Annotated in this window: 24 protein-coding genes; 13 read left to right on the top strand and 11 right to left on the bottom strand. The window is 69.8% G+C overall.

Translation table 11 applies throughout. From position 1 onward, the window contains the following. Complete coding sequence (locus tag WAE60_RS03200) at nt 1-1,410, top strand: efflux transporter outer membrane subunit (protein ID WP_337684947.1); 1,410 nt, start codon at nt 1-3, stop codon at nt 1,408-1,410. Nucleotides 1,411-1,667: 257 nt separating this feature from the next. Further along, nucleotides 1,668-2,537 (top strand): hypothetical protein, encoded by an 870-nt coding sequence (locus tag WAE60_RS03195; protein ID WP_337684946.1) that lies wholly within the window; start codon nt 1,668-1,670, stop codon nt 2,535-2,537. 159 nt (nt 2,538-2,696) lie between these two features. On the opposite strand, the gene WAE60_RS03190 is transcribed toward WAE60_RS03195, so the two are convergent. Then, nucleotides 2,697-3,200 (bottom strand): lipocalin-like domain-containing protein, encoded by a 504-nt coding sequence (locus tag WAE60_RS03190; RefSeq protein WP_337684945.1) that lies wholly within the window; start codon nt 3,198-3,200, stop codon nt 2,697-2,699. A gap of 90 nt (nt 3,201-3,290) precedes the next feature. Between WAE60_RS03190 and WAE60_RS03185 the strand changes: the two genes are divergently transcribed. Next, nucleotides 3,291-3,857, top strand: coding sequence for an ABATE domain-containing protein (locus WAE60_RS03185; protein WP_337684944.1), 567 nt, complete (start codon nt 3,291-3,293; stop codon nt 3,855-3,857). 140 nt (nt 3,858-3,997) lie between these two features. Here the strand turns inward: WAE60_RS03185 and WAE60_RS03180 are convergent, their stop codons facing one another. Continuing rightward, nucleotides 3,998-4,465: an Lrp/AsnC ligand binding domain-containing protein gene (locus WAE60_RS03180; RefSeq protein ID WP_029914036.1), complete on the bottom strand. Its 468-nt coding sequence runs from the start codon at nt 4,463-4,465 to the stop codon at nt 3,998-4,000. 451 nt (nt 4,466-4,916) lie between these two features. Here WAE60_RS03180 and putA point away from each other — a divergent pair, with 451 nt between their 5' ends. Then, complete coding sequence (putA, locus tag WAE60_RS03175) at nt 4,917-8,021, top strand: bifunctional proline dehydrogenase/L-glutamate gamma-semialdehyde dehydrogenase PutA (protein WP_029914039.1); 3,105 nt, start codon at nt 4,917-4,919, stop codon at nt 8,019-8,021. Between the two features lie 43 nt (nt 8,022-8,064). Here the strand turns inward: putA and WAE60_RS03170 are convergent, their stop codons facing one another. Genes WAE60_RS03170 through WAE60_RS03160 form a run of 3 tightly spaced genes read right to left on the bottom strand, consistent with a single transcriptional unit; the run spans nt 8,065 to nt 9,610 of the window. Further along, entirely contained in the window at nt 8,065-8,556 is a 492-nt protein-coding gene (locus tag WAE60_RS03170; protein ID WP_337684943.1) for an SRPBCC family protein, read from the bottom strand. After that, complete coding sequence (locus WAE60_RS03165; RefSeq protein WP_337684942.1) at nt 8,537-8,899, bottom strand: metalloregulator ArsR/SmtB family transcription factor; 363 nt, start codon at nt 8,897-8,899, stop codon at nt 8,537-8,539. Before WAE60_RS03165 ends, WAE60_RS03170 begins: the two co-directional genes overlap by 20 nt. Nucleotides 8,900-8,944: 45 nt before the next feature. Continuing rightward, nucleotides 8,945-9,610, bottom strand: a complete 666-nt coding sequence (locus WAE60_RS03160; protein WP_337684941.1) for a glutathione S-transferase family protein — start codon at nt 9,608-9,610, stop codon at nt 8,945-8,947. 210 nt (nt 9,611-9,820) lie between these two features. On the opposite strand from WAE60_RS03160, the gene WAE60_RS03155 reads away from it, so the two are divergent. The 3 genes from WAE60_RS03155 (at nt 9,821) to WAE60_RS03145 (ending at nt 14,353) form a co-directional block, all read left to right on the top strand. After that, a complete protein-coding gene (locus tag WAE60_RS03155) occupies nt 9,821-11,152 on the top strand; it encodes a mannanase (protein WP_337684940.1) in 1,332 nt (443 codons plus the stop codon). 69 nt (nt 11,153-11,221) lie between these two features. Further along, on the top strand, nt 11,222-12,613 hold the full coding sequence (locus WAE60_RS03150; RefSeq protein WP_337684939.1) for an alpha/beta fold hydrolase: 1,392 nt from the start codon (nt 11,222-11,224) through the stop codon (nt 12,611-12,613). 111 nt (nt 12,614-12,724) lie between these two features. Next, complete coding sequence (locus WAE60_RS03145) at nt 12,725-14,353, top strand: carboxylesterase/lipase family protein (protein WP_337684938.1); 1,629 nt, start codon at nt 12,725-12,727, stop codon at nt 14,351-14,353. Between the two features lie 137 nt (nt 14,354-14,490). Here the strand turns inward: WAE60_RS03145 and WAE60_RS03140 are convergent, their stop codons facing one another. Next, nucleotides 14,491-14,886, bottom strand: coding sequence for a hypothetical protein (locus WAE60_RS03140; RefSeq protein WP_337684937.1), 396 nt, complete (start codon nt 14,884-14,886; stop codon nt 14,491-14,493). Nucleotides 14,887-15,015: 129 nt separating this feature from the next. Further along, entirely contained in the window at nt 15,016-16,200 is a 1,185-nt protein-coding gene (gene carA / locus WAE60_RS03135; protein ID WP_337684936.1) for a glutamine-hydrolyzing carbamoyl-phosphate synthase small subunit, read from the bottom strand. A 267-nt stretch (nt 16,201-16,467) separates the two neighbouring features. Here carA and WAE60_RS03130 point away from each other — a divergent pair, with 267 nt between their 5' ends. The 4 genes from WAE60_RS03130 to WAE60_RS03115 all read left to right on the top strand — a co-directional run bounded on the left by WAE60_RS03130 (nt 16,468) and on the right by WAE60_RS03115 (nt 18,243). Further along, complete coding sequence (locus WAE60_RS03130) at nt 16,468-16,758, top strand: DUF1272 domain-containing protein (protein ID WP_029914057.1); 291 nt, start codon at nt 16,468-16,470, stop codon at nt 16,756-16,758. A 291-nt stretch (nt 16,759-17,049) separates the two neighbouring features. Further along, the gene (locus tag WAE60_RS03125) at nt 17,050-17,184 is read left to right on the top strand and encodes a hypothetical protein (RefSeq protein WP_337684935.1); all 135 of its coding nucleotides are present in this window, start codon (nt 17,050-17,052) and stop codon (nt 17,182-17,184) included. Nucleotides 17,185-17,279: 95 nt separating this feature from the next. Next, nucleotides 17,280-17,462, top strand: coding sequence for a hypothetical protein (locus WAE60_RS03120; RefSeq protein ID WP_029914059.1), 183 nt, complete (start codon nt 17,280-17,282; stop codon nt 17,460-17,462). 85 nt (nt 17,463-17,547) lie between these two features. Next, the gene (locus WAE60_RS03115) at nt 17,548-18,243 is read left to right on the top strand and encodes an HAD family hydrolase (RefSeq protein WP_337684934.1); all 696 of its coding nucleotides are present in this window, start codon (nt 17,548-17,550) and stop codon (nt 18,241-18,243) included. 118 nt (nt 18,244-18,361) lie between these two features. Here the strand turns inward: WAE60_RS03115 and WAE60_RS03110 are convergent, their stop codons facing one another. Further along, on the bottom strand, nt 18,362-19,465 hold the full coding sequence (locus tag WAE60_RS03110) for an acyltransferase (RefSeq protein ID WP_337684933.1): 1,104 nt from the start codon (nt 19,463-19,465) through the stop codon (nt 18,362-18,364). A 27-nt stretch (nt 19,466-19,492) separates the two neighbouring features. Here WAE60_RS03110 and WAE60_RS03105 point away from each other — a divergent pair, with 27 nt between their 5' ends. After that, the gene (locus WAE60_RS03105; protein ID WP_337684932.1) at nt 19,493-19,924 is read left to right on the top strand and encodes a hypothetical protein; all 432 of its coding nucleotides are present in this window, start codon (nt 19,493-19,495) and stop codon (nt 19,922-19,924) included. A 3-nt stretch (nt 19,925-19,927) separates the two neighbouring features. On the opposite strand, the gene WAE60_RS03100 is transcribed toward WAE60_RS03105, so the two are convergent. From WAE60_RS03100 to WAE60_RS03090, 3 genes are all read right to left on the bottom strand, one after another. Then, entirely contained in the window at nt 19,928-21,310 is a 1,383-nt protein-coding gene (locus WAE60_RS03100) for a peptidoglycan DD-metalloendopeptidase family protein (RefSeq protein WP_029914068.1), read from the bottom strand. A 242-nt stretch (nt 21,311-21,552) separates the two neighbouring features. Further along, nucleotides 21,553-22,248 carry a cell cycle two-component system response regulator CtrA gene (gene ctrA, locus WAE60_RS03095; protein WP_029914069.1) on the bottom strand — a complete coding sequence of 232 codons (696 nt, stop codon included), beginning with the start codon at nt 22,246-22,248 and terminating at the stop codon, nt 21,553-21,555. Nucleotides 22,249-22,678: 430 nt separating this feature from the next. Next, nucleotides 22,679-23,452, bottom strand: a complete 774-nt coding sequence (locus tag WAE60_RS03090) for a LytTR family transcriptional regulator DNA-binding domain-containing protein (protein ID WP_337684931.1) — start codon at nt 23,450-23,452, stop codon at nt 22,679-22,681. A gap of 121 nt (nt 23,453-23,573) precedes the next feature. Here WAE60_RS03090 and WAE60_RS03085 point away from each other — a divergent pair, with 121 nt between their 5' ends. Next, nucleotides 23,574-24,572, top strand: a complete 999-nt coding sequence (locus tag WAE60_RS03085) for a dienelactone hydrolase (protein WP_337684930.1) — start codon at nt 23,574-23,576, stop codon at nt 24,570-24,572. Nucleotides 24,573-24,686 lie beyond the last annotated feature (114 nt).

Raw genomic sequence — 24,686 nt, 5'->3', positions numbered from 1 at the left:
ATGCTTTTGCGTAACCTGACCCTCACCCTGCTGGCCGCCTCGGCCCTGAGCGCCTGCACCCTGGCGCCCAAGACCGTGCGGCCGGCCCTGGCCGTGGACAACGCCTGGCCGATCGCGGCCGCCAACACCGGCTCGACGACCTCGGCCGCCGACCTGGCCTGGCGCGACGTGTTCATCGACCCGCGCCTGCAGGGCGTGATCGACCTGGCCCTGACCAACAACCGCGACCTGCGCGTGGCGGTGCTGAACATCGAGCAGTCCCGCGCCCAGTACCGCATCCAGCGGGCGGCCCTCGTGCCGGCCGTCGACGCCACCGGCACCGCCACGAAGGGCCAGAGCTCTTCCGCCCAGGTGATCGCCGGCGGCGACCGCTCGGTCGAGGTCTACACGGCCAATCTGGGCGTCTCGTCCTGGGAGATCGACCTGTTCGGCCGCGTCCGCAGCCTCAGCAACGCGGCCCTGCAGAACTACCTGGCCGTCCAGGAGACCAGCCGCTCGGTGCAGGTCAGCCTGATCGCCCAGACGGCCAGCGCCTGGCTGAACCTGGCCGCCGACGAGGACCTGCTGGCCCTGTCGCAGGAAACCCTGCGCACCCGCCAGGAGACCATGGGCCTGATCCAGCGCCGGTTCGAGGCCGGGGCGATCTCGCAGCTCGAGGTCAGCCAGGCCCAGACCCTGATCGAGGCCGCCCGCAGCGACGTCGCCACGGCCATCGCCCTGGTCGAGCAGGACAAGAACGCCCTGCGCCTGGTGGTCGGGGCCGACGTGCCCAACGACCTGCTGCCGGCCGGCGGCCTGGTCACGGCCCAGATCCTGCGCGACCTGCCGGCCGGCGTGCCGTCCGACGTGCTGACCCGTCGTCCCGACGTCCTGGCCGCCGAGCACCAGCTGGCCGCGGCCAACGCCAATATCGGCGCGGCCCGCGCGGCCTTCTTCCCCAGCATCAGCCTGACGGGCTCGGCCGGGGTGGCCAGCAACAGTCTCGACAGCCTGTTCGACAGCGGCAACGGCGCCTGGACCTTCGCGCCGCGCATCAACCTGCCGATCTTCGCCGGCGGGGCCAACGTGGCCAACCTGGACAGCGCCAAGGCCGGTCGCGACATCGCCGTGGCCAACTACGAGAAGTCGGTGCAGACCGCGTTCCGCGAGGTCTCCGACGGCCTGGCCGTGCAGTCGACGATCACGGAACGGGTGGGCTCGCAGGAGCGCCTCGTGGCCGCCGCCAACGACACCGTGCGCCTCTCGCAGGCCCGCTACGGCGCCGGGATCGACAGCTCGCTGTCGGTGCTGGACGCCCAGCGCACGCTCTACACCTCGCAGAAGACCCTGATCGTCGCCCGCCTGGCGCGGGAGACCAATCTGGCGACGCTGTACAAGGCCCTCGGCGGCGGCGCTCCCGCGGCGCGCTGAGGCATCCATCCCCCGTCCCCAGCGGGGGAGCGCTGGCGGCGTCGCCCCCCGACGCCTCCAGCCGGAAGGGGCGCGCTCCCCCCAAATCCCGCGCGCCCCTTCCAACCCTTTCTTGGGGAGGGGGGATGACCGCTCGTCGCGCACCCCGCGCGGTTCGCCGCGAATGACCGCGAGTTCACTTTACCGCCCGGCCGGGAACGGCGACCAAAGGCGCAGGGACGCGCGTCACGGCGTCCGCATCAGGGGGTGTTCGGAACATGCGCGCGGTCTTGCGTTCCTTAGGTGGTCTGGCCGCGATCGGCCTGGCCCTCGTCTCGGGCTCCGCGCTCGCCGAACCCGTCCGCCCCGCACCGCCGGCCAAGCCCGTCGTCATTCCGCTGGAGCCCTATCTGGGCGTGCTCTGGTCGTTCCAGGGCGAGGTCGACGGCAAGCCCCGCCGCTTCCTGCTGGACACCGCCGGCGGCATCACCGTGATCGCCCAGCCCTTCGCCGACGCCATCGGCTGCAAGCCCTGGGGCCGGGTCACGGGCTTCCGGATGCGCGGCGACCGCGTGGACGTCCCGCGCTGCGACGACGTCGGCCTGAAGGCGGCGGGCCTGCCGCTGACGGCGCCGACCGCCGGGGTCATCGACTTCGCCACCCTGCTGCCCAAGGACGCCCCGCCGCTGGACGGCTCGGTGGCCCTGGACGCCTTCGCCGGCCGCGCCGTCACCCTGGACCTGGCCGGCCGCCGGCTGATCGTCGAGACGCCCGCCAGCCTGAAGGTCCGCGCCGCCCAGGGCGTCGAGGTGCCGGTCCGCTTCAGCCGCGAGGCCACCGGCCTGGCCCTGACGCCGTTCGTCGCCGCCCCGACGCCCAAGGGCCGGATCTGGCTGGAGCTGGACTGCGGCAGCACCGGCGCCCTGGTGATTGGCAAGCACGTCGCCGACTTGGTGGGCCTGGACCCGGCGATCCAGAAGGGTCAGTCCGTGGACATGACCCTGGTCGGCGGCCCGAAGATCAGCGGCAAGGTCCTGGTCGAGGACATGATCCTGGACGGCAACATCGGCGTGCCGGCCCTCCAGCAGTGGGTGGTGACCCTGGACCTGGCCAACGAGCGGGCGTGGATCGCGGCGGTGAAGCCGTAGCTCGACCTTCCCTCCCCCTTGTGGGGAGGGTGGCCCTGGCGGAGCCAGGGTCGGGTGGGGCCTGCTGACCCCGCAAGTCATCTCCCGTCCGACACCCTGCACCGATCCCCCACCCGACCCGCTACGCGGGCCACCCTTCCCACAAGGGGGAGGGAAACCTCATTTCTCCCTTCTCCACTCCGAGATCGGGATCGAGCCGTCGGGGCGCGGCGTCGGCACCTGGTAGCTCAGGGTGTCCGTCGTCAGCACGTACTTGCGCCGCTGCTCGGTCCCCTCCCAGTTGGCGAACGACGCGCCTTCGATCCTGAACACCAGCACGTTCGCGGCCTTGTCGACGGCCACGGTCCCGTAGTGGGTGGACGAACCCATCACGGCGCCGGTCAGTTCGGCGGGCGTGGCCGTGGCCTTGTCGCCCGAGGCGATGCGCGGGCGGTCGCCGTCGAAGATCTGCAGGCTGTAGCGCCCCTGGGCGTCGATGATCAGCCGCCCTTTCGGGTGCTGGCCGTAGTCCCGCGCGCGGGTGCCGTCGGGCTTGAGGCGGTCGGCCGCCGCCAGGGTCCAGGTTCCCGTCAGGGCGGGCTCGGCCGCCGTCGCGGCCGTCCCCGTCAAGGCGACGGCCAGGGCCAGGCCCGCGCCGAGGCGGCGTCCAGGGATCGATGTCATGTCACGCTCCGCTCAATAACCTATTTGACAGGTTAGCTTGCCGAACTTCCCCGAAGCAGAATAACCTGTCAATCAGGTTTGGAGCGCGACATGACGAAGGCGGAGATCCGCGACGGCTTCAAGTTCCGGGGCGGCAGCCCGTCGCTGGACCTGGCGGCCACGGTGACCGGCCGGCTGGGCGCGGCGCCGCGCGACCTGCTGGCCGCGCCCGCCGACCTGGACCGCTGGCTGGTCGCGGCCGAGCTGGCCCCGGCCGCGCCCGGCGCCACCGAGGGCAACCTGGTCCAGGCCCGGTCGCTGCGCGAGGCGCTCTACCGCCTGGCCCTGTCGCGCGCCGAGGGGACCGCCCTGCCCGAGGCCGACCGCGACCTGCTGAACGGCTTCGCCGCCCTGCCCGCCGCGCCGCTGCAGCTGGGCGCCGACGGCCGCGCCCACCTGTCCGGCGACGTCCGGGGCCTGCTGGCCGAACTGGCGCGCGAGGGCGTGTCGCTGCTGGGCGGCGACTTCTCGCACCGCATCCGCCAGTGCGAGGGCCCGCCCTGCGCGGTGCTGTTCGTCGACACCTCGCGCAAGGGCGAGCGCCGCTGGTGCTCGATGAGCGCCTGCGGGAACAAGGCCAAGGCGGCGGGGTTCAGGGCGCGGGAGCGATCCGCCTAGTTCCGCTCATCCCGGCGAATGCCGGGACCCAGATCCCAAAGCGGGGAGGCCGATTGGAAGGGCTCTGAGTTCTTGGCGTCAGCCCCACCGCCATTCCATCTGGGTCCCAGCATTCGCCGGGATGAGCGGGTTTTTGGAAGTTACAGCGGCAGCTGCACCGTGCTCTTCACCTCTTCCAGCACCGCATAGGTCCGCGTCTCGCGCACGCCGGGCATCTTGACCAGGATGTCGCCCAGGAAGCCGCGATAGGCCTCCATGTCGCGCACGCGGGCCTTGATCAGGTAGTCGAAGCCGCCGGCCACCATGTGGCATTCCAGGATCTCGGGCGCGCGGCGCACGGCCGCGCCGAACTCCTCGAACACGTCGCCCGTCGTGCGGTCCAGCACCACCTCGACGAAGATCAGCAGGGCGCGATCCACCTTGGCCGGGTCCAGCAAGGCCGCGTAGCCGGTGATGAAGCCGCGCTCGCGCAGCCGCCGCACGCGGTCGAAGGTGGCGGCCGGCGACAGGTTGCAGCGCTTGGCCAGCTCGGCGTTGGTGATGCGGCCGTCGGCCTGCAGAACCTTCAGAAGCCTGCGATCGGTATCATCCAGAGCAGACATGGCCATTCTCCATTTTTGCCGAAGATCGTTCGGAAATTGACATCAACAAACAAAGCACCTTCGACGCAACTCGAACTATACCCTCGATCGTCCTAGCCAACCGGCCACGCCACTCCCCCCTCGGCGCCCGGTCGGGCAGGACCAGCCTCCGCCACTCCCCCCGGCGGAGCGCAGACGCGGCGCCCTCTCCCCCGTAGGCGCCGTGTGAGAGCGGAAGGGACGCGCGACCTCCCCCCGTATCGCGTCCCTTCCCACCTCTCCCCTTCCCCATCCCGTCCAGCACGATCATGCTCCGCCCGTCCGCGCGCGCGGCGGCCTGCCGCATGTCCGCGAACAGCTGGAGCCGACGACGAAAATCGGCGTTTCTACCGAAGATCATACACCTTCCACGCCCAACAAACGAAGCACCTTCGAACAAGCCGGCGATATAGCGACGATATCCTATAACGAGGCGACCATGACCGATTGGGACTCCCTGGACGACGGCAAGTATCGCGACGAGGCGGCGGTGATCGCCGACCTGCTGGCCGCCCAGCCCCTGAGCAGCGAGGACCGCGCCGCGGTCCGCGCCGAGGCCGAGGCCCTGGTGCGCGGCGCCCGCCGCAGCGTCCGCAAGCAGGGCGTGGTCGAGAGCTTCCTGCAGGAGTTCAGCCTGGGCACCCGCGAAGGCCTGGCCCTGATGTGCCTGGCCGAGGCCCTGCTGCGCACCCCCGACGACGACACCCGCGACAAGCTGATCGCCGAGAAGATCGGTTCGGCCGACTGGGCCAGCCACCTGGGCGGCAGCGACAGCCTGTTCGTCAACGCCTCGACCTGGGGCCTGATGCTGACCGGCAAGATCGTCGAGCCCGACGAGGACGCCAAGCGCGACCTGCCCGGCTTCATCAAGAAGATCGCCGGCCGCCTGGGCGAGCCGGTGATCCGCGCCGCCGTCGGCCAGGCCATCCGCATCATGGGCGAGCAGTTCGTGCTGGGCCGCACCATCGAGGCGGCCATCAAGCGCGCCGCCAACGACGGCGACATCTGCAGCTTCGACATGCTGGGCGAAGGCGCCCGCACCGCCGCCGACGCCGCCCGCTATGAAAAGTCCTACGCCGACGCCATCGAGACGGTCGGCAAGCTGTCGCGGGCCAACGGCGCCTGGGCGGGGCCGGAGGCCGGCCACGGCGTGTCGGTCAAGCTGTCGGCCCTGACCCCGCGCTATGAGGCCACGCAGGAAGCCCGCGTCTGGGACGAGCTCTATCCGCGCGTCCTGCGCCTGGCCAAGATCGCCGCCAAGCACGACCTGAACTTCACCATCGACGCCGAAGAGGCCGATCGCCTGGCCCTGTCGCTGAAGCTGCTGGATCGCCTGTGCCGCGAGCCCGAGCTGGGCCAGTGGACGGGCCTGGGCCTGGCCGTCCAGGCCTACCAGAAGCGCTGCCCCGAGGTGATCAAGCGCCTGACGGCCCTGTCCCAGGAAACCGGCCGCCGCCTGATGGTGCGCCTCGTGAAGGGCGCCTACTGGGACAGCGAGATCAAGCGCGCCCAGGTGGCCGGCCGTCCGGACTATCCGGTCTACACCACCAAGCCCGCCACCGACCTGTCGTACCTGGTCTGCGCCAAGGCCCTGATCGAGGCCGCCCCGCACCTCTACGCCCAGTTCGCCACCCACAATGCCCACACCCTGGCGGCCGTGGTGCGGATGTCCAAGAACGCCGGCGTCAAGATCGAGCACCAGCGCCTGCACGGCATGGGCGAGGCGCTCTACAAGGCCGCCGACGACCTCTATGACGGCGTCACTCTGCGGGCCTACGCCCCAGTGGGCGGCCACGAGGACCTGCTGCCCTACCTGGTCCGCCGCCTGCTGGAGAACGGCGCCAACACCAGCTTCGTGCACGCCCTGCTGGACGAGCGGGTGCCGGTGGAAAAGGTGGTGGTCGACCCGATCACCGCGGTGGAAGCCCACCCCGACCGCCACGCCAAGATTCCGACGCCGATCGACGTCTACGGTCCGCGCCGTAGGAACAGCGCCGGCCTGGACCTGTCGACCAAGGCCGACCGCGACCGCCTCTCCGCCCACGTGGCCGAGCTGGACGGCCTGACCCTGCAGGCCGGTCCGCTGATCGGCGGCAAGCTGACGGCCGGCGCCCCGCCGATGCCGGTGCAGAGCCCCGCCGACCACGACCGCGTGGTGGGCGTGGCGTCGGAAGCCCAGCTGCCGCAGATCGACCAGGCCTTCCGCCTGGCCCGCGCCGCCCAGCCCGCTTGGGACCAGGCCGGCGGCCCCGCCCGCGCCGAGGTCCTCCGCGCCATGGGCGACGCCCTGGAGGCCAATATCGAGCGCCTGTGCGCCATCCTCTCGCGCGAAGCCGGCAAGACCGGCCCCGACGCCATCGCCGAGGTGCGCGAGGCCGTCGACTTCTGCCGCTACTACGCCAAGCTGGCGGAAGAGCAGTTCGGCCTAGCCGGCGAGGTGCTGACCGGCCCGGTCGGCGAGACCAACACCCTGCGCCTGGCCGGGCGCGGCGTCTTCGTCTGCATCAGCCCGTGGAACTTCCCGCTGGCCATCTTCACCGGCCAGATCGCCGCCGCCCTGGCGGCCGGCAACGCCGTGCTGGCCAAGCCGGCCGAGCAGACCCCGCTGATCGCCTACGAAGCCGTGAAGCTGTACCACGCCGCGGGCCTGGACCACCGTCTGCTGGCTCTGCTGCCCGGTCGCGGCGAGACCGTCGGCGCGGCCCTGACCGCCCACGAGGGCCTGGACGGCGTGGCCTTCACCGGCGGCACCGACACCGCCTGGCGGATCAACCAGACGCTCGCCCAGCGCCAGGGCCCGATCGTGCCGTTCATCGCCGAGACCGGCGGCCTGAACGGCATGTTCGTCGACACCACCGCCCAGCGCGAGCAGGTGATCGACGACGTAATCCTGTCGGCCTTCGGTTCGGCCGGCCAGCGCTGCTCGGCCCTGCGGCTGCTGTTCCTGCCGGAAGACACCGCCGACCACATCATCGACGGCCTGAAAGGCGCGATGGACGCCCTGGTGATCGGCGACCCGGCCCTGGCCGTCACCGACGTCGGCCCGGTGATCGATCCCGAGGCCAAGACCGCGCTGGTCAAGCACCTGGACCGTCTGCAGCACGAAGCCAAGGTTCTGCACACGATCGGCGCGCCGCAGACCGGCACCTTCTTCGCCCCGGTCCTGGCCGAGATCCCCGCCGCCGACTTCCTGGAGCGCGAGGTGTTCGGCCCGATCCTGCACGTGGTCCGCTACAAGCCCGAGGACCTGGAACAGGTGGCCGGCGCCCTGGCGGCCCGCCGCTACGGCCTGACCCTGGGCGTCCATTCGCGGATCGAGAGCTTCGCGGCCGACGTCCAGCGCCTGGTCCCGGCCGGCAACTGCTACGTCAACCGCTCGATGACCGGCGCCGTGGTCGGCGTCCAGCCGTTCGGCGGCGAGGGCCTGTCGGGCACCGGTCCCAAGGCCGGCGGCCCCCACGCCCTGATGCGCTACGCCGTCGAGCGCGCGCTCAGCATCAACATCACGGCCCAGGGCGGCGACCCGTCGCTGCTGAACCTGTAAGGCCGCTCGGCCCTCTCCCGGCGGGAGGGGGCCGACCCGACCGTCAGACCTTGGCGCCGAGGCTGGCCAGAAGGTCGTCCAGCTGCCTGAACTGCTCGGGCGTGGTGTCCTCCATCCCGATGAAGGACTCGTCGAGCGCTTCCTGCGTGGGATACAGCTCCTGCAGGACCAGCAGCGTCTTGCCGCCCTTGTCCTCGAAGGTCACCGTGGTGACGGCCCCGCCGTCGCCTTCGTCGTTGGTCCAGACCAGGCGCGCCAGCGGCACGACCTCGATGTACTTGCCGAAGAAGGCCATGGAGTTGGCGGCGTCCTTGCCGAACACCACGCGATAGCCGCCGCCGGTGCGGACATCCATCTCGCAGGACAGCATCGGCACCCCGCTCGACTTCGGGGCCCACCACAGCTGGAACAGCTCGGGCTTGGTCCACGCGTCGTAGACCAAACGGACCGGGCCGTCGAAGACCCGCGTCACGACCAGCTCGCGCCCGGACGTCCGTTCGACCGCCGTGCGGCCGTCACCCATTCTTTCGCCCATCGTTCTCTTCCTTCCGTTTCAAGGCCTCGACGACATGGTCCAGCATGTCGAAGCGGGTCTTCCAGATGCGGCGGCGGCTCTCGATCCAGGCCGCCTCCTCCTCGAGCCCGGCCAGACCCAGCCTGCAGGTCCGCACGCGCCCGACCTTCTCGGTGGTCACCAGCCCCGCCTGCTCCAGGACGCCGACGTGCTTCTTCATGCCCGTGAGGGTCATGTGGAACCGGTCGGCGAGCTCGGTGATCGACGCATCCCCCTGTCCCAGCTGCTCCAGGACCCCACGGCGGGTGGCGTCCGACAGCGCGGCGAAGGAGGCGTCGAGGCGATCTGATGAATATTGAACCATTTGGTTCAGTATGTAGCCCAGACATCGGCGTTATGCAACAGGGGTCTAGGCGCCCTGCGCCTGCGACGCATGGAAGACCTCGAGCTGGGCGGCGAAAGCGCGCTTGTAGGCGGGCCGGGCTTCGGCCCGGGCCACGTAGGCGGCGAGGTTGGGATACTCGCCCAGCAGGCCCACGCCGCGCACCCGCAGCAGCACCGAGGCCATCATCAGGTCGGCGGCGCTGAAGTCGCCGTCCAGCCAGTCTGCGTCGCCCAGGCGGTCGGACAGCTCGCCCAGCCGCGCGCGGATGCGGTCGTGGACCATGGCCTGCCGCTCGCCGTGCCAGCTCTTGTCGCGCTCGGCGAACATCACGAACTGCAGCTCGACGATCGACTGCTCCACCGTGCTGAGGGCGGAGAACATCCAGGTGATCGCCCGCGCCCGGGCCTTGGGCTCGTCGGGCAGCAGGCCGGCATGGGTGTCGGCGATGTGGAAGACGATGCCGCCGGACTCGAACAGCACCAGGTCGCCCTCCTCGTAGGTCGGGATCTGGCCGAACGGATGCAGGGCCCGATGGGCCGGCGCCTTCATCTCGGGGAAGGTGACCAGTCGGACGTCGTAGGGCTGGCCCACCTCCTCCAGCGCCCAGCGCACGCGCATGTCGCGGGCCAGGCCCTGGCCCCGGTCGGGCGAGGCCTTGAAGGCGGTGATCGTGGGGCGGGGCGAGGTCATGGCGTTCTCCGGTGGCTCACGGCGATGATCTCCCGCATCGCCTTCGTTGTCCCGAGGACGCGCGGCGAACCCGCGCCCCGACACAGGACAGCATTTTTCCGCGCCCGGCGATGCGGGACGGTCGCGGGTATTCAGAAAACAAATTTATTTAATCCCTTTCCTCGCCCCGCCGCCGTCCGCTAGGCTGGGACAAAACAAGGGGAGGCAAGCATGCTGTCGAGACGCCGTCTGCTGGTCGCGGGGACCGCCGCCGTGGCCGCCGGCTCGGCCGGGGCCGCCTGGAGCGCCGCGCCGCCCTCCACCTTCGTCACCGTCAAGGACGGCCGCCTCAGCCTGGGCGGCAAGCCCTACCGCTTCATCGGCGCGAACCTGTGGTACGGGGCCTGGCTGGGCTCGCCGGGCGTGTCCGGCGACCGCGCGCGGCTGGGCCGCGAGCTGGACCGGCTGAAGGCCCTGGGCGTGACCAACCTGCGCGTCCTGGGCGCCGGCGAGCGCTCGCCGGCCAAGGTGGCCATCGACCCCACCTTCCGCGGCCCGGGCGAGGATTACGACCAGGACCTGCTGAAGGGCCTGGACGTGCTGCTGGCCGAAATGGCCCGGCGCGGCATGAAGGCGGTGATCTACGTCAACAACTTCTGGGACTGGTCGGGCGGCATGCCGGCCTATCTGCGCTGGACCGGCAACGGCCAGTGGTTCCAGCAGGGCGATCCCGCCCACCCCTGGCCCGAATTCGCCGACTACTCCGCCCGCTTCTACGGCGACGCCAAGGCCCAGGACCTGTTCCGCCACTATCTGCGCGCCCTGGTCGGCCGGGTCAGCAACGTGACCGGCAAGCCCTATCGCGACGATCCGACGATCATGGCCTGGCAGCTGGCCAACGAGCCGCGCCCGGGCGGCAGCGACGCCTTCGGCGTCCCCAACCTGCCCACCTACTACCGCTGGATCGCGCAGACCTCGGCCCTGATCAAGACGCTGGATCCCAACCACCTGGTCACGACGGGCAGCGAGGGCGCCATGGGCTGCCTGCAGCGCGAGGCCTGCGTGGTCGAGGCCCACAGGCCGGCCAGCATCGACTACCTGACCCTGCACGTCTGGCCCAACAACTGGGGCTGGATCGACTTCAAGAACCAGCCGGCCACCTATGAGGCCGGCGAGGCCAAGTGCCGCGACTACGTCGCCAGGCACATCGCCATCGCCAAGCAGATGAACAAGCCGCTGGTGATCGAGGAGTTCGGCCTGATCCGCGAGGATCGCGCCTTCACCCCGGGCGGCCCGACCACCCATCGCGACCGCTTCTACCGGATGATGTTCGGCCTGGTCGAAGCCGACATGAAGGCCGACGGGCCGCTGGCGGGGACCAACTTCTGGGCCTGGAACGGCGAGGGCCGCGCCCAGCACGCCGACGCCTGGTTCAAGATGGGCGACCGGTCCTATGTCGGCGATCCCCCGCAGGAGGAGCAGGGCCTGTTCGGGGTGTTCGACGCCGACGCCTCGACCCTGGCCGTCATCCGCGACCACGCCAGGGCGGTGGCGGCGCTCTAGCATCAGGCCCTTCCCCAGCCAGGCTTGGCCATGCTTATGCTGCCGCCGTCGAAACACGGTTCGGGGATCATGGCTCAGCTTGTTCGTCCGGCGCTGGTCGCCCTGTTCGCCGCGATCCCCATGATCGCCCCCCTCGCGGCTCCCGCGACCGCCCAGGCCCAAGACCTGACGCCGATCCTCGGCGACTGGTACGGGACGCTGAACGTCGGGGTGAAGCTGCCGCTGGTGCTGCACGTCCAGGCCGACGGGACGGGCAGCATCGACAGCCCTTCCCAGGGGGCGTCGGGCCTGCCGGCCACCGTCAGCCTCAGCGGCTCGTCCCTGACGGTGGTGCTGACCAGCCCCGCCGCCCGCTTCGAAGGGACCGTCGCGGCCGACGGCGCCAGCCTGGCGGGCGCCTGGCGTCAAGGCGGCGGCTCCGCGCCCCTGACCTTCACCCGCACCGCGCCGGCGGCCGCCGCGCGTCCGCAGACGCCCAAGCCGCCCTTCCCCTATCGCGCCGAAGAGGTCGCCTACGTCAATCCGGCCTCGGGCCTGAAGCTGGCCGGGACCCTGACCCTGCCGCAGGGCGCCGGCCCCTTCCCCGTGGCCCTGATGATCACCGGCTCGGGCAGCCAGGACCGCGACGAGACCATCGAGGGCCACAAGCCGTTCCTGCTGATCGCCGACGCCCTGACCCGTCGGGGCGTGGCCGTGCTGCGGGTCGACGACCGCGGCGTGGGCGGCTCGGAAGCCGGCAAGACGCTGATGGCCGCCACCAGCGCCGACTTCGCCACCGACGTGGAGGCCGGCGTGGCCTTCCTGCGGACCCGCAAGGACATCGATCCCGGCCGCGTCGGCCTGATCGGCCACAGCGAGGGCGGGCTGATCGCCCCGATGGTGGCGGCCAAGGATCCGCGCATCGCCTTCGTGGCGATGATCGGCGGGCCGGGCGTGAACGGCGAGCGGGTGCTGCTGAGCCAGACCCGCGCCCTGATGCTGGCCCACGGCGCGCCGCTGGCCAAGGTCGACGCCGCCTCGACCGAGAACCGCGCCGCCTACGAGATCGTCAAGGCCGAGCCCGACCAGGCCGCCGCGGCCGCCAAGCTGAAGGCGCTGTTCGTGGCTGGCGGGACGCCGGAACCGGCCGCCGAGCGCAAGGCCGCCTTCCTGTCCCTGCCCTGGATGCGCTACTTCCTGGCGGCGGATCCGGTCCCGAACCTGAAGGCGCTGAAATGCCCGGTGCTGGACGTCAACGGCGGCCAGGACCTGAACGTCATTCCAGCCATCAACCTGCCGCCGATGCGCGCCGCCCTGGCCCAGAATCCCGACGCCACGATCCAGGAGCTGCCGGGCCTGAACCACCTGCTGCAGACCGTGCCGCCCGGCCAGGCTCCCGGCTATGGCGCGATCGAGGAGACCATGGCGTCGGCGGCCCTGGCGGTGATCGTCGACTGGGTGGCGACCCACGCGAAGGGCTGACCTATCTCAAATCCGCTCGTCACGGGGTATGCGGAAAATGGGTTTTCGCACCTTGTCACCGGTGTCATTTTCTATCCCGCTAGTGCGCCGCCAAGACGCCGGAGGAAGCCCATGGACGCCCCAAACGACCTCGACCGTCGCCAGCTGCTGATCGCCGGAGGCGCGGCGGCCGCCGCGAGCCTCGCGCCCAGCCTGGGCCAGGCCGCGAGCGCCAAGCCGGGTCCGGTGGTGACCACCACCTACGGCAAGGTGCGCGGCGCGACGGGTGAAGGCGTCCAGGTGTTCAAGGGCCTGCGCTACGGGGCCGACACCGGCGGCGCGGGACGCTTCATGCCGCCCCAGCCGCCCAAGCCCTGGACCGGCGTCGCCGACGCCCTGGCCTATGGCGCGGCCTGCCCTCAGGGCAAGGGCGAGGACGGCGAGAGCCAGAGCGAGGACTGCCTGTTCCTCAATGTCTGGACCCCCGCCAAAGCCGGCAAGAAGGGCGGGCTGGCCGACGGTGTGAAGCGGCCGGTGATGTTCTACATCCACGGCGGCGCCTACAACACCGGCTCGGGCGCCAGCCCCTGGTACGACGGGACCAAGCTGGCCAAGCGCGGCGACGTGGTGGTGGTGACGGTCAACCACCGGCTCAACGCCTTCGGCTACCTGTACCTGGCCCGCCTGTTCGACGATCCGTCGGTGGCCGACAGCGGCAATGTCGGCCAGATGGACCTGGTCCTGGCCCTGCAGTGGGTGCGCGACAACATCGCCGCGTTCGGCGGGGACCCGGGCAATGTCATGCTGTTCGGCCAGTCGGGCGGCGGCGCCAAGATCGCCACCCTGATGGCCATGCCGACGGCCAAGGGCCTGTTCCACCGCGCCGCCACCATGAGCGGCCAGCAGGTCACCGCCGCCGGCCCGTTCAACGCCACCAAGCGCGCCAAGGGCTTCATCGACAAGCTGGGGATCAAGGACCTGGCCGCCCTGCGCGCCCTGCCCGCCGAGACCTTCCTGAACGGCCTGAAGGCCGTCGACCCGATCGCCGGCAGCGGCGGGGTCTATATGGGTCCGGTGCTGGACGAGCGGACCCTGACCCGCCACCCGTTCTTCCCCGACGCCGCCCCCGAGGGCCTGTCGGTGCCGATGATGTGCGGCAACACCCATGACGAGGTCCGCGGCTTCGTCGGCTACGACAAGAGCCTGATGAACCTGACCTGGGAGCAGGTGATCCAGAAGCTGCCCAACCAGTTCAACGCCCGCGTCGACATCGACCCGGCCACGGTGGTGGCGGCCTACCGCAAGATCTATCCGGACTACACGCCCTCGGACGTTTACTTCGCGGCGGCCACCGCCGGCCGCTCCTGGAAGGCGGCGATCATCCAGGACGAGGAACGGGCCAAGGCCGGCGCCCCCGCCTGGGCCTACCAGCTGAACTGGCGCGCGCCCAAGGACGGCGGCTTCTGGGGCGCGCCCCACACGCTGGACATGCAGCTGGTGTTCGGCAATTTCGACGCCCCCGGCGTGATCACCGGCTCGGGCCCCGACGCGGTGGCCATGCACGAAACCCTGGCCGACGCCTTCATCGCCTTCGCCCGCACGGGCAACCCCAACACCTCGTCCCTGCCCAACTGGCAGCCCTACGAGCTGCCGCGCCGCCAGACGATGGTGTTCGACACCGTCTCGCGCCTGGAGGACGACCCGCGCGGGGCCGAGCGCGAGCTGTTCAACAAGGTCCCGTTCACGCAGTTCGGGACTTAGGTCCCTCCCCCTGTGGGGGAGGCGATCGCGCAGCGATCGGTGGGGGGAGTACTAGGATCGAAGGTCCGGGTTGTGGTCGCTTGCCGACCACTCCCCCCTCCGTCGGCTGCGCCGACACCTCCCCCACAGGGGGAGGATCAGGCCGCCACCTCGTCCTCTTCGTCCTCATCCTCGTCGTCGTCCTCGGGCCAGACGCCCAGGGCGGCGTCGCGGAGGGCTTCGGCGCGGTCGGCGATCTCGGCGGTCAGGTCGTCGTCGAGGCCGCGCGCCTCGAGCGCCAGCACCAGATGGCCGACCATGTGGTCGAGGTCGTCGTCCTCCAGCCCTTCTTCCGACAGCCAGGCCAGGGCCGGCGTCAGGCGGGCCTCGTCGTTGTTGTCGAGGTCCAGGGCCGCGGCCATGAAGGCCCGCACGCCGGGCGAGATCACCGGGCCGACCAGATGGGCCAGCAGGTCGTCTTCCTGGGCGCGCTGGAAGAAGTCGTCGAGGGCGGCGTTGGCGATCGCCTCGCCGCCGATGCGTTCATAGGTCATGGGATCCTCGCGGAAGGGTCGCAGGTGAACCGGAACGCGAAGACGCTATCACGCTCCCCGGCGGGGAGCGTGATGCGGGCATGACAGTCTGGAAGTCGTTTTGTGTAAGCTGAGCCTTAGGGGCCGAGCCTACTTCGCCGCGTCCATCAGGCCGGCGAAGCGCTCGAACAGATAGAGGCTGTCGGTCGGGCCGGGCGAGGCTTCGGGGTGGTGCTGGACGCTGAACACCGGCTTGTCGGTCAGGGCGATGCCGGCGTTGGTGCCGTCGAACAGCGAGACGTGGGTCTCGGTGACGGCCTTGGGCAGCGACGCGCTGTCGACGGTGAAGCCGTGGTTCATCGAGACGATCTCGACCTTGCCGGTCGTGAGGTCCTTCACCGGGTGGTTGGCCCCATGGTGCCCCTGCTCCATCTTCACGGTCTTGGCGCCCACCGCCAGGGCCAGCATCTGGTGGCCCAGGCAGATGCCGAACACCGGCTTGCCGCTCTCCACCAGCTTCTTGATCTCGGGCACGGCGTATTGCCCGGTCGCGGCCGGGTCGCCCGGGCCGTTGGACAGCAGCACGCCGTCGGGATTGCGGGCCAGGATGTCCTCGGCCGAGGTGTTGGCCGGCACCACCGTGGCGCGGGCGCCCACATGGGCCAGGGCGCGCAGGATGTTGCGCTTGACGCCGTAGTCCAGGACCACGACCTCGTACTTGGGCTTGTCCAGCTTGGCGTAGCCTTCCGGCCACGACCACAGGCCCTCGTCCCAGGTGAAGGTCTGGGTGGTCGAGGCGTCCTTGGCCAGGTCCAGGCCTTCCAGGCCGGCCCACGCCTTGGCCTTGGCGACCAGGGCGGGGATGTCGAACTGGCCCTCGGGCGAGTGGGCGATCACGCCGTGCGGCATGCCGGTCTCGCGGATCTTGCGGGTCAGGGCGCGGGTGTCGACGCCGGCCAGGCCGATCATGTTGCGGCGCTTCATCCAGCCGTCGAAGTCGCTGTCGGCGCGCCAGTTGGCCTGGTCGGTCGGGGCGTCGCGGAAGATCGCGCCGCGGGCGGCCGTCTCGGCCCCGCCGGCCATCTGCTCGATGTCCTCGACGTTCGTGCCGACATTGCCCACGTGCGGGAAGGTGAAGGCGACGATCTGGGCCATGTAGGAGGGGTCGGTCAGGATCTCCTGGTAGCCGGTCATGGCGGTGTTGAAGCACACCTCGCCGACCGCATCGCCGGTCGCGCCGCAGCCCACGCCTTGCAGGATGGTGCCGTCGGCCAGGGCCAGGATACCGGTGACGCCCTTAAGCAAAACAGGAGGGGGGAGAAGGTCTTGGGACATCTCGGAAAGCGCCTCCTAAACGCGGGGCCAGAATGGCCGGTCATTCTCGCAAAAAGGCGGGCCGGGAGTAACCCCAACCCGCCGCGCAAACGGCGGCGTGTCTAGGGGGGTATGACGGGGGGGTCAACCCCCTGGATCACGGGAGTCGGAGCTTGGCCCCACATTCCCGTGATCGGTGAAAGAGTCCCCTCGCGCGGGAGCGCCCCGAGCCCTTATGCTGGAAGGGCTAAGCGCCACAATAAGCACAAGAACACGGGAGGACGGCCCATGCTCGAGTTGCGTCCCAATTGCGAGTGCTGCGATCGCGACCTGCCGCCCGACAGCCCGGACGCGCGGATCTGCACCTTCGAGAGCACCTTCTGCATCGCGTGCGTGGAAACGCGATTCTCGGGCGTCTGCCCCGACTGCGGCGGCGACTTCTCGGCCCGGCCCATCCGTCCCGCCGGGGCCCTGCACCGGTTCCCCGCCTCGCTGCGCCGCGTCTACAAGGGCCACCGGGTCTACGCCGCCCGCCCGGCGGCGCCGGACACCCGGCAGTCGCCGCCGTCCTGGGTCTAGCCGTCGCTTCGCCCTTTCGGGAGGGGTGCGTTTCCAAAAAGCTTGTCATCCCGGAAGCCTCGCAGAGGCTGTCCGGGACCCAGGGGACTGGGCAATAGCCGTGCAGCCGCCCCTGGGTCCCGGACAAGCGCTGCGCGCTTTCCGGGATGACAACGCTTTGAGACCTTCGCCTAAGCCCTGGCCGTCGCTTCGGCGCCACAGCTGGAACAACTTGTCGCAGGAACGCATCCGTCGGCGACGGCGGCGCGTTAATCTCTTGGAGCTTACAGTCAAGCTCCAAGGAGCAGACCCATGAGCACCCTCGTCGCCCGCATCGCCCCAGTTCCCGCCGCCGGCTGGTTCGGCCTGGTCGAGACGGGCCTGCGCGTGATGCTCGTGGCGGCCGTGCCGGTCAGCGCGGCGATCTTCGTGGCGCAGTGGTTCTAGGCCGAAAAACCTAGCTTGACCCTAGGAACGTCGGGCAGCCGACATCGTTTGCTGATGCATGGGCGGGGGCGCCCTAACTGTGTCTGTAAGCCTGCATGTCGGATTCCTATGACGATCCCGCCCAAGAACCGGCCTCGGCCGTGTCGGCGAACCTGACGGAGCAGATGCTCCACCTGACCAACCGGTTCGAGCAAGAACGCCTCAAGCTGGAAGAGCGCACGTTCCGCGGCGACGGCGAGTTGGCCCAGGACGGCGAGGGCGAAGGCGAGGAAGGCTGACGCGCGCGCCGCGACGGCCGCACGCGACGTCTTGGCCTGGACGCCCGATGCGGCGTATCACCCGGCTTCGACCCGGAGAGCCCCAATGCCCGTCACCACCGTCGGCGTCGACGCCGACGACACCCTTTGGCACAACGAGACGATCTTCCGCCTGACCCACAAGCGGTTCGTCGAACTGCTGGCCCCCTACGGCGACGAGACCCAGATCGACGCCAAGCTGGCCGAGACCGAGAAGCGCAACCTGCGGCTCTACGGCTACGGGGCGAAGGGCTTCACCCTGTCGATGATCGAGACGGCGATGGACCTGACCGACAGCCAGGTCAGCATCGGCGTGATCCGCCAGATCCTGGCCGCCGGCCGCGAGATGCTGACCGAGCCGGTCGAGCCCCTGCCCGGCGTCGAGAAGGCCCTGGCGACGCTGTCCGAGCGCTACCGCCTGGTGCTGATCACCAAGGGCGACCTGCTGCACCAGGAGCAGAAGCTGGCCGCCTCGGGCCTGGGCGACCTGTTCGCCGCGGTCGAGATCGTCTCGGAGAAGGACGCCGACACCTACCGCCGGGTCTTCGCCCGCCACGGCTCGGGGCCGGAGCAGGCGGTGATGGCCGGCAATTCGGTGAAGTCCGACATCATCCCGGCCCTGGACGCCGGCGCCTGGGCGGCCCTGATCCCGTATCCGCTGGTCTGGGCCCACGAGGCGGCGACGGCGCCTAAGGAGCATCAGCGGTATGTCGAGCTGGGGTCGATTTCAGAGCTGCCGGGCTGGGTGGACGGGCTGAAGTAACCTTCTCCCAGAGGGAGAAGGAGGGGCCCGCGACGAAGTCGTGGGAGGATGAGGGGTTACACCCTCGACCGGCGTGCCGGCACGCCGTCAACCGTTCCTAACCCTCACCCTCCCACCGCTACGCGGCGGGCCCCTCCCTCTCCCTCCGGGAGAGGGGCAGGTTGGAAATCCAGTCCCGGGCCGGCCGCTCGAACAGCACCAGCGACAGATAGGCCGCCGGGATGAGCGCCAGCACCCAGAACAGCACCCACAGCCGCAGGGCGTCGCCGGTCAGGCCCCAGGCCGCCACGCCCACCCAGTTGATCCCCATCTTCAGGGCGATCGGGTGCAGCAGGTAGAGGCTGAAGCTCAGCTGGGCCCAGGGGGCCAGCCGGCGGCTGATCCCGCCCTGCGTCCCGGCCGCGTCGGCCGCCACGCCGGCCAGGCCCAGGGCGTAGACGATCAGCAGCAGCAGGGTGCGCTCGATCCGGAAGGTCGAGGCCACGAGGAACACCGCCAGCAGGCCCCACATCCAGAAACGCGCGAAGGGCAGCTTGCCCAGCGGCTCGCGCAGCTGGAAGGCCAGCATGCCCAGCAGGAAGCCCGGCACGGCGCGCAGCACGCCGAAGTTCCAGGTCCACTGGTGGAAGGGCATCTCGCCGTCGGGATTGAGCAGCAGGACCACGAAGCTGGCGACGGCCACGGCGGCCGTCACGATCCGCCCGCGCCCGGTGATCCAGAACAGCAGCGGCAGGGCCAGGTAGAGACCCATCTCGGCGCTGATCGCCCAGCTGACGAAGTTCCAGGTCTGGCTATGGCAGGTATGCCAGGCGTGGACGAACAGCACGTTGGGGACGACGCAGGCGAGGTCGTAGCGCTTGGGATCGACGTCGCCGCCCCAGTGCATCGCGCCGGCCGCCCAGACGCCGATGAACACCAGCATCGTGGCCCAATGCAGCGGCCCCAGCCGCGCCACCCGCTTCTTCAGGAAGGTCCCGTACTTGCTCCAGCTGGTCAGCCGGCCGGTATAGATCGCCGCCATGACATAGCCGGAGATCAGGAAGAACAGGTCCACGATCAGGGAAAAGCCCTTGATCATGTCGTCGGCCACCTGCCAGCGCCCATCCAGGTTGATGTAGCGGTTGAAGTGGAACACCACGATCATCAGCGCCCCGACGATCCGCAGGGCGTCGAGGTGCAGCATGTCCTCGGAGTCGGGCTTGAGGGCGGGCAGTGACTTCATCGTCCAGGGATGCGGCGGGCGGCGGCGATGGTCAAGCTCTGGCCGTCGGGGTTGGCAGAGGTCCCGCGAACCGTCACCATTGGGCGAATGGACGCCCTCCTCGCCGACATCCTTTCCTGGCTGGTCTTTCCAGGCGGTTGCATCGCCTTTGTCGCGCTGCTTGTCGGCCCGACGATCTGGCGGATGTCCAGACCTGCGCCGTCCGACGATCTGGCGGCCATCAACCGGTTCGCGGCGAACCGGGATCAGCGTCTCGTTGAGGTCAGGAAGCTATGGTTCGGTCCCTGGCGCATGCGAGAAGGCCTGCCCAGGGAGGCGGGGCGGCCTTATCGCGTTTGCGTCCTGGACTCCGACGGTTCCCGATACGCCCATACCGTAACCGCCGATCGGCGCGACGGGCTTGGCAATATGGAACTGAAACAGCGCCTGGACGGCGTCTGGATGCCCGTCCTCCAGTAAGCCCTAGCGCAGCGCCGGGCCCTTGCCCTTGTCCAGGCTGGCCATGGCCAGCTTCGGGGCGGCCTTGTCCTCGACGGCGTCGCCGCCGGCGGCCAGCAGGTGGTCGATGCGGGCGCGCTGGGCCTTGAAGCGGGTCAGCTCGCCGCCGGCCAGGATCGTGCCCTGGGGCACCTTGGCGCCGATCGGATTGACGCGCTTGCCGTTCAGCCAGACCTCGTAGTGCAGGTGCGGGCCGGTCGCCAGGCCCGTGGCGCCGACATAGGCCACCACCTGGCCCTGGCGCACATGCACGCCGGGGCGGATGCCGGGGGCGTAGCGCGAGATGTGGCCGTAGCCGGTGTCCCACTGGCCCGAATGCCGGATGCGCAGCCAGTTGCCGTAGCCGCTCCAGCGGCGGGCCTCCAGCACCACGCCGTCGCCGGCCGCCAGGATCGGGGTGCCGGTGCCGGCCCCGAAGTCCACGCCCTGGTGGGCGCGGGTGTAGCCCAGCACCGGGTGCTTGCGCTGGCCGAAGGTGGAGGTGATGCGGGCGCCGTCGACCGGCGTGCGCAGCAGGAAGCCTTTGATGTTCTTGCCCAGCTCGTCGAAGAACTGCGGCTTGCCGTCGGGACCGTCGCGGTCGAAGGCGTAGAACTTCTGGCCCTTCACCTCGGCGTATTCCAGGTCGCCGGCCTCGACCGTGCGGCCGCTCTCGGTGACCTTGCGGCCGAACACCAGGCAGAACTGGTCGCCCTCGTGGATGTCGCGCGAGAAGTCGATCTTGTGCGAGAACAGCTGGGCGGCCTGGCTGACGATGGCCGGCGTGCCGCCGACGTCGGAGACGCTCTCGTAGAACGAGCCCTCCATCTTGCCGCAGGCGACCTTGGTCTCGTCGGTGACCTTCTCCTCCAGCTCGCGCAGCTTCATGGCGCCGTCGAAGGTGCGCGAGACGGTCAGGGTCGAGGACGGGCCGGTGCGCATGCTCAGGCCGATCAGGCGGGCCGAGCCGGCGCGGCCGTTGCGGCGCTCGGCCACGGCGGCCTCGAAGGCCATGCCGGCCTTGATGTTGACGGTGTCGATCGCGCCCTGCAGGGCGGTGACCACCTGGTGGGCGTCGTTGGGGGCGATGCCGGTGCGCAGGACCGCGCCTTCCAGGGTCTCGCCGGGACGCACCTTGACCGGGATCGATTCCGGACGCTCGAAGCCCGGCTGGGCCTCGGCGCTGGCGAAGGCGGCGTGCTGCAGGGCGGCCAGGGCGTTGGCGTCGAGCGGCGCCTGGACCACCTGGACCGGCGCGTCGGTCGCGGTCAGCTTCCAGCCCAGGCCCAGGGCGGCCAGACCGGCGATCGCGGTGAAGACTTTCGGGGCCAGACGCAGGGTCGGCCGCCTCGGATCGAATTCTTGCATCAAGCCCCCGACTGGTAAGCCCCGACTGGTACTGATGCCGCGCACGTTCAAAATGACACGGCCGGGATGCCCCCCAGCAAACCTCGCGCCGGAAAATGGCGGATGACGCCAGGTTCGGGCAAGGACTATTCGGTGCTTCGGGCGATTTGTCACGGACAGGGTTAAAGCCCTGTCTTCACAAAGGAAAACGCCCGCCTCCGGAGAGGCGGGCGCTCAACTTTTCGGGTTTCTTCCGCTGGCGATTACGCCGCGTTGACCTGCTCGTTCGGGTCACGCAGCACATAGCCGCGGCCCCAGACCGTCTCGATGTGGTGCTTGCCCTGGGCCGAGGCCGCCAGCTTCTTGCGCAGCTTGCAGATGAAGACGTCGATGATCTTCAGCTCAGGCTCGTCCATGCCGCCGTACAGGTGGTTGAGGAACATCTCCTTGGTCAGGGTCGTGCCCTTGCGCAGGGAGAGCAGCTCCAGCATCTGGTATTCCTTGCCGGTCAGGTGAACGCGGTTGCCGTTCACTTCCACCGTCTTGGCGTCCAGGTTGACGATGATGTCGCCCGTCTTGATGACCGACTGGGCGTGACCCTTCGAACGACGGACCACCGCGTGGATGCGGGCGATCATCTCGTCCTTGTGGAAGGGCTTGGTCATGTAGTCGTCGGCGCCGCCCGAGAAGGTCTTCACCTTCGTGTCGATCTCGGCGCTGCCCGACAGGATCATGATCGGCGTGTTCACCTTCGCCACCCGCAGGGTGCGCAGAACATCCAGGCCGCTCATGTCGGGCAGATTCAGGTCCAGCAGGATGAGGTCGTAGTCATAGATCTTGCCCAGATCCACGCCCTCTTCGCCAAGATCCGTCGTGTAGACGTTGAAGCCTTCAGACTTCAGCATCAGCTCGATGGTCTGCGCGGTGGCGCTGTCATCCTCGATCAACAGTACGCGCATGCAGCCCTCCCCGCCCTTCGGCGGCAATATTCGACAGCTAGGCGGAATCCGCCGGTGAAACCCGTCCTGCACTCTGCCGGACAGTTAATTTAAGACAGGTTAATTGGTGAACGATCTCGTTGGAGAAATGGTTAATCTGATTTGCGAATCGGGCGCAAGCGGTCAACGACTCGGTTGGCACATTGGTCGCAGGGGCCTGTGGACAGTCCGTCAAGACGATTCCTTTTGGCCAGAACTGCTTGATTTCCCGGACTTGTAAAGGGCCAGATTGCTCCGCTTTCACCCCTCCAGGATGGCTTCGCCGTTCACCTATGAGGCGAGATTGCGGCGTTCTGTCGCGAGAAATTTACAGGCTTCACAGGAGGCTTCGGAGCGTCGCCGCGAGCTGGCCATCGGCGGTCCGCGACGTCCGGTCGCGGCGGGTTTCACCCTATTTTTCGCCGACGGGTTCCGGGGCCAGCCAACCGGCCTCCCGGAGCCTGGCCACCGAGGCGCGAGAGACCGGCGCCGTGAGGCCGCCTTTCAGGGTCAGGCGCAGATTGCGGCCGTCCGCGACCACCCCGGTGACGGCCGCCCGGGCCACCCACCACGAGCGGTGAACCCGCATCCCCTCCTCGGCCATGCCAGCGATCACGCGCTCGAACGGGCCGGTCACCAGACGCGAGCCGCCGGGCGTGCAGATCCGCACATAATGGTCCTCCATGCGCAGGCACAGCACCGGGCCGACGACGGGCGCGGGGGCCTCCTCGACGGCGACCGGCCCCGGCGCGGGCCCGACCTCTGAGCCCAGCAGGCGCGGGCGCAGCAAGATGTAGCCGCCCACCAGCGGGATCGAGATCGCCAGGCACTGGCCGAACCAGACCATCGGGGTGAAGTCGGACAGCTGGGGCCACAGCCACACCGCGATGCGCGAGACGATCAGGGTCTGGACCGCCGCCCCGACGAGGGCGGCCACGGCCGCCATGAACCAGGCGGGCAGGCCGAAGCGCCAGCCGATCGCCAGGGCCAGCCGCACGCCCACCCCGAACACCGCCACCCCGATCCACATGGCGGTGATCCAATAGGCCAGCCGCACGATCAGCGGCCCGTTGAAGAAGCTGCCGTAGGGCCCGACCACGCCCAGGAAGGCGCCCACCGCCGTCGCCACGGCGATGTCGACAGCCCAGTCTCGGGGAGCGCCGAAGAGCGCGGCCTTGGAGGTCATGCCGCTTCTATACCGACCGATCGCCGGTTCGCGAACCCATTCGCCCGTTCACGCATCGGGCATGGCGAAGGTTCGCGGGCCGCCGCATCCGAGGGGTCTTCCTTCCACTTCGGAGCTCCCGATGCCCCGCCTGCTTCCACGCCTCACCGTCCTGTTCCTCGCCCTCGCCTGCCTGGCCTCGCCCGCCGTCGCCGCCGCGGACGTCGGTTTCAAGACGGTCTCCGTGCCCGACTCCAAGGGAGCGCCCATCGAAGTCGGGGTCTGGTACCCCACCGACACCCCGGCCAAGGCCCCGCCGCCCAATCTCGGCGACCAGCCCCTGGCGCTCGGCGCGCCGCTGGCCGGCGACCACCTGCCGCTGGTCGTCATGTCGCACGGCAACGGCGGCTGGTTCGGCGGCCACTGGGACACCGCCGTCGCCCTGGCCAAGGCCGGCTTCGTCGTCGCCGCCCTGACCCACACCGGCGACAACTACAAGGACCAGAGCCACGCCACCGACCTGGTCGACCGCCCGCGCCAGTTGCACGTGCTGATCGACTACATGCTGGCCGACTGGAGCGACCACGCCCGGCTGGACCCGGACCGGGTCGGCGCCTTCGGCTTCTCGTCGGGCGGCTTCACGGTGCTGGCGGCGGCCGGCGGCGAACTGGACTTCGGCCGCATCCCGAGCCACTGCCGGGACCATCCCACGCACTATGACTGCCAGCTGCTGGCCAAGGTCCCGATGAACACCGCCCAGGCCGCCGCGCCCTGGGTGCACGACAGCCGCATCCGCGCCGTGGTCTCGGCCGCCCCGGCCCTGGGCTACGCCTTCCGGGAGCAGACCCTGGCGGGCCTCAAGGCCCCGGTCCAGCTGTGGCGCGCGTCCGACGACGAGATCCTGCCCGACCCGTTCCACGCCACGGCCGTGCTGAAGGCCCTGCCCGCCGCCTCGACCGAGTTCCACCTCGTGCCCGGGGCCCGGCACTTCGACTTCCTGGCGCCCTGCGACGCCTGGACCCGCAAGAACGTCCCGGCCATCTGCAACAGCGCCCCGGACTTCGACCGCACGGCCTTCCACAGGGATTTCGACGCCAAGGTGGTGGGGTTCTTCAAGGCCGAGCTGGGGACCAAGCCCTAACCCTCACAACCCGCTCATCCCGGCGCATGCCGGGACCCAGATGGAATGGCTTGGAGGCTGACGCCATGAACTCAGCGCTCTTCCAATCCGCCACACCGCCATGGGATCCGGGTC

Origin of the sequence: Caulobacter sp. CCG-8 (assembly GCF_037402475.1) — a bacterium.
Classification (GTDB): domain Bacteria; phylum Pseudomonadota; class Alphaproteobacteria; order Caulobacterales; family Caulobacteraceae; genus Caulobacter.
Note: the sequence above shows the minus strand (reverse complement) of the source record. Positions and strands in the feature narration are given on the sequence as shown.

What these genes read in the sequence shown, in the direction of transcription:
- WAE60_RS03200 (WP_337684947.1), top strand. Translation starts at nt 1, where the DNA reads ATGCTTTTGCGTAACCTGACCCTCACCCTGCTGGCCGCCTCGGCCCTG.
- WAE60_RS03195 (WP_337684946.1), top strand. Translation starts at nt 1,668, where the DNA reads ATGCGCGCGGTCTTGCGTTCCTTAGGTGGTCTGGCCGCGATCGGCCTG.
- WAE60_RS03190 (WP_337684945.1), bottom strand. Translation starts at nt 3,200, where the DNA reads ATGACATCGATCCCTGGACGCCGCCTCGGCGCGGGCCTGGCCCTGGCC.
- WAE60_RS03185 (WP_337684944.1), top strand. Translation starts at nt 3,291, where the DNA reads ATGACGAAGGCGGAGATCCGCGACGGCTTCAAGTTCCGGGGCGGCAGC.
- WAE60_RS03180 (WP_029914036.1), bottom strand. Translation starts at nt 4,465, where the DNA reads ATGGCCATGTCTGCTCTGGATGATACCGATCGCAGGCTTCTGAAGGTT.
- putA (WP_029914039.1), top strand. Translation starts at nt 4,917, where the DNA reads ATGACCGATTGGGACTCCCTGGACGACGGCAAGTATCGCGACGAGGCG.
- WAE60_RS03170 (WP_337684943.1), bottom strand. Translation starts at nt 8,556, where the DNA reads ATGGGCGAAAGAATGGGTGACGGCCGCACGGCGGTCGAACGGACGTCC.
- WAE60_RS03165 (WP_337684942.1), bottom strand. Translation starts at nt 8,899, where the DNA reads ATGGTTCAATATTCATCAGATCGCCTCGACGCCTCCTTCGCCGCGCTG.
- WAE60_RS03160 (WP_337684941.1), bottom strand. Translation starts at nt 9,610, where the DNA reads ATGACCTCGCCCCGCCCCACGATCACCGCCTTCAAGGCCTCGCCCGAC.
- WAE60_RS03155 (WP_337684940.1), top strand. Translation starts at nt 9,821, where the DNA reads ATGCTGTCGAGACGCCGTCTGCTGGTCGCGGGGACCGCCGCCGTGGCC.
- WAE60_RS03150 (WP_337684939.1), top strand. Translation starts at nt 11,222, where the DNA reads ATGGCTCAGCTTGTTCGTCCGGCGCTGGTCGCCCTGTTCGCCGCGATC.
- WAE60_RS03145 (WP_337684938.1), top strand. Translation starts at nt 12,725, where the DNA reads ATGGACGCCCCAAACGACCTCGACCGTCGCCAGCTGCTGATCGCCGGA.
- WAE60_RS03140 (WP_337684937.1), bottom strand. Translation starts at nt 14,886, where the DNA reads ATGACCTATGAACGCATCGGCGGCGAGGCGATCGCCAACGCCGCCCTC.
- carA (WP_337684936.1), bottom strand. Translation starts at nt 16,200, where the DNA reads ATGTCCCAAGACCTTCTCCCCCCTCCTGTTTTGCTTAAGGGCGTCACC.
- WAE60_RS03130 (WP_029914057.1), top strand. Translation starts at nt 16,468, where the DNA reads ATGCTCGAGTTGCGTCCCAATTGCGAGTGCTGCGATCGCGACCTGCCG.
- WAE60_RS03125 (WP_337684935.1), top strand. Translation starts at nt 17,050, where the DNA reads ATGAGCACCCTCGTCGCCCGCATCGCCCCAGTTCCCGCCGCCGGCTGG.
- WAE60_RS03120 (WP_029914059.1), top strand. Translation starts at nt 17,280, where the DNA reads ATGTCGGATTCCTATGACGATCCCGCCCAAGAACCGGCCTCGGCCGTG.
- WAE60_RS03115 (WP_337684934.1), top strand. Translation starts at nt 17,548, where the DNA reads ATGCCCGTCACCACCGTCGGCGTCGACGCCGACGACACCCTTTGGCAC.
- WAE60_RS03110 (WP_337684933.1), bottom strand. Translation starts at nt 19,465, where the DNA reads ATGAAGTCACTGCCCGCCCTCAAGCCCGACTCCGAGGACATGCTGCAC.
- WAE60_RS03105 (WP_337684932.1), top strand. Translation starts at nt 19,493, where the DNA reads ATGGTCAAGCTCTGGCCGTCGGGGTTGGCAGAGGTCCCGCGAACCGTC.
- WAE60_RS03100 (WP_029914068.1), bottom strand. Translation starts at nt 21,310, where the DNA reads ATGCAAGAATTCGATCCGAGGCGGCCGACCCTGCGTCTGGCCCCGAAA.
- ctrA (WP_029914069.1), bottom strand. Translation starts at nt 22,248, where the DNA reads ATGCGCGTACTGTTGATCGAGGATGACAGCGCCACCGCGCAGACCATC.
- WAE60_RS03090 (WP_337684931.1), bottom strand. Translation starts at nt 23,452, where the DNA reads ATGACCTCCAAGGCCGCGCTCTTCGGCGCTCCCCGAGACTGGGCTGTC.
- WAE60_RS03085 (WP_337684930.1), top strand. Translation starts at nt 23,574, where the DNA reads ATGCCCCGCCTGCTTCCACGCCTCACCGTCCTGTTCCTCGCCCTCGCC.